Below are 1232 nucleotides of genomic sequence, written 5' to 3' on the forward strand. Positions count from 1 at the left end.
GGGAACCTCTAAAAACTCTCAATACAAAAAATAAGATCAATTTTGCACTCACCAATAAATGACCTTATTGTGTATGACTTTTTCTTGCTTTTTCAGGGGAAAAAATAAACTCATCGCTTTTTCATCACATACCGGAATTAAAAGGCATGAATGCCGGATTTTCCAAAATAAACCAAACGTTGTAAATTATAGCAGGTTGCCTTCAGAGTCATCGCAAAAGTGGCTCGCAGCTGGCCTATCGTTCGGATAAATTTTTCACCCATCTGAGAGAATGAGCCAAAGATATGTTCTACTCGTGCCCGGGTTTTCGCTATTTTCTTATTTCGGCCTTTCTGACAGTCTGATAAGGGCTTATTGCGTGACGCTTTCCTCTGAATATGAACACGATAGCCCTGTTCCTTCAGCGCACGTTCACGCATCTGGCTGGCATACCCTTTATCAGCATAAATGTCCCGACTTGTATTTGACCGCTCCAAAACGGCTTCAAAAAACTGGCTATCATGGACAGCTGCGGTTCCTGTCGCGATGTGGCGGATCACTTTATATTTTGTATCGACATTAATGGTCAGTTTATAGCCAAAATAACTTTTACCGTTCTTTTTCGTCCAGGTTGCCTCGGTGTCTTTCTGGCATCGTTTGTTTGCTGTCCAGTTATCCGGGGTTTTACCCTGACGGATTTGTTCATTCTCTTCCTTCTTATTGTGCTGCTTAGGAACTGGAATCAACGTGGCATCAATGATTTGACCCCCTCTAGGAATGAATCCCTGTGTCGAAAGCTGATGCTTCGCCTCTTCAAACAACGCTCTGGCACCTGCCTGGCCAATCCGTTTTTCGAAACACCAAATCGTGTTACGGTCTGGAATATTAATGACATCGGTCAAGCGACAAAAACGTTGCCAGCTCATTCGGTCAAGCAATTGATATTCCATCTTTTCATCGGAAAGATTATGGAAATGTTTCAGGATAATGATGCGAACCATCACCTCAGTCGGGAATGGCGGGCGTCCACCTTTGGGAGAAATAATACGTGGCGCGACAAGGTCTATGGTGTCAGCCAGTGCCGAGAAATCAACATACTTATCAAGAACAAGTAGCGGATCACCTAATTCATCGATTTTTCGACGGTGATATTCGGATGCCAGCTTGTCTTTTTTTAAAGCAGAACGAGGCGGTATCATGACAGCGCTACCTTGCAGAGATGTACTGTGCCTACATTTTACTCAATTTTGTGG

At 43.6% G+C, this 1232-nt stretch carries 1 protein-coding gene; it reads right to left on the reverse strand.

Annotated features, from left to right (window positions below; translation table 11 throughout):
• Positions 1-137: 137 nt before the first annotated feature.
• Positions 138-1175 (reverse strand): IS5 family transposase, encoded by a 1038-nt coding sequence (locus AAC155_RS24180; protein ID WP_113044417.1) that lies wholly within the window; start codon positions 1173-1175, stop codon positions 138-140.
• Positions 1176-1232 lie beyond the last annotated feature (57 nt).

The organism is Photorhabdus sp. HUG-39 (assembly GCF_963878365.1).
In the GTDB taxonomy this organism is placed as follows: Bacteria; Pseudomonadota; Gammaproteobacteria; order Enterobacterales; family Enterobacteriaceae; genus Photorhabdus; species Photorhabdus kayaii.